The organism is Nguyenibacter vanlangensis (assembly GCF_013376155.1).
Taxonomy (GTDB): domain Bacteria; phylum Pseudomonadota; class Alphaproteobacteria; order Acetobacterales; family Acetobacteraceae; genus Gluconacetobacter; species Gluconacetobacter vanlangensis.
Genome location: NZ_JABXXP010000846.1, coordinates 1 through 1106, shown reverse-complemented (window position 1 = coordinate 1106; position 1106 = coordinate 1). Strand labels below are relative to the sequence as shown.

Sequence of the window (1106 nt, the reverse complement as noted above, 5' to 3'; positions counted from 1 at the left end):
GCCGGTCGGGCACCGCCGCGGCGCCGGCGGGCGCGATCACCCCGGCGGCGACCGGGCCCCGCCGGGTGCCGTCCACCAAGAGGCTCCCCCAGCCCGTGACGCGCCGGCCGGGGTCGATGCCCAGCCGCCGGACCAGGCGCCGGCTCAGGCGGACAGCCTCTCGGCCACGTCGTCCGGCAGGTCGAAATTGGCATAGACGGCCTGGACGTCGTCGTTTTCGTCCAGCACGTCGATCAGCTTCAGCACGCCCCGAGCCTTTTCCTCGTCCAGGGTCACGACCGTGCCGGGACGCCAGTCGAACCTGGCGCTGGCCGGTTCGCCGAACCGGGCCTCGAGCGCGTCGCGGACGGCGAAGAAGGACTCGACCGGACAGGTGATCTCATGCCCCTCGGCGCTGGTTTCGACGTTGTCGGCGCCAGCCTCGATCGCCGCCTCCAGCATCGCATCCTCGCCGGCGGTGGCGGCGGGATAGGCGATCACGCCCAGGCGGGTGAACATGAAGGAGACGGAATTCGTCTCGCCCAGCGAGCCGCCATGTTTCGAGAAGGCGGCGCGGACGTCCGAGGCGGTGCGGTTGCGGTTGTCGGTCAGGGCCTCGACGATCACCGCGACCCCGGCCGGGCCATAGCCCTCGTAGCGGACCTCGACATAATCGTCGCCGCCGCCGGCGCCGGTGGCCTTCTTGATCGCGCGCTCGACCGTGTCCTTGGGCATGTTGACCTCGCGCGCCGCCGAGATCGCGGCGCGCAGGCGCGGATTGGCCGCCGGGTCAGGCATGCCCGAACGGGCGGCGACGGTGATTTCGCGAATGACCTTGGCGAACTGCTTGGCACGGCGCGCGTCCTGCGCGCCCTTGCGGTGCATGATGTTCTTGAATTGGGAATGACCCGCCATCGTTCGTCTCTAACTCTCGTCCTGAAAAAATGCCCTGCCGCATGCCGCCCGCCGGATCAGGCCAGGCGCCCATGGCAGTGCTTGTATTTCTTGCCCGAGCCACAGGGGCACGGCGCGTTGCGCGGCGTCTCGCCCCAGCTCGACGGATCGTCGGGCATGATCGCCGCGGCGCCGATCGGGGTGGCGAGCGTCATGGCGGCCGGGGCGGCGAA

The 1106-nt window shown here is 70.5% G+C and carries 2 protein-coding genes; both read right to left on the bottom strand.

Annotated features, from left to right (window positions below; all coding sequences use genetic code 11):
• Positions 1 to 144 precede the first annotated feature (144 nt).
• Positions 145 to 894, bottom strand: coding sequence for a YebC/PmpR family DNA-binding transcriptional regulator (locus HUK84_RS19585; protein ID WP_176641700.1), 750 nt, complete (start codon positions 892 to 894; stop codon positions 145 to 147).
• Between the two features lie 56 nt (positions 895 to 950).
• On the bottom strand, positions 951 to 1106 hold a 156-nt coding region (locus tag HUK84_RS19580; protein ID WP_176641699.1), incomplete at its 5' end, for an SEC-C metal-binding domain-containing protein.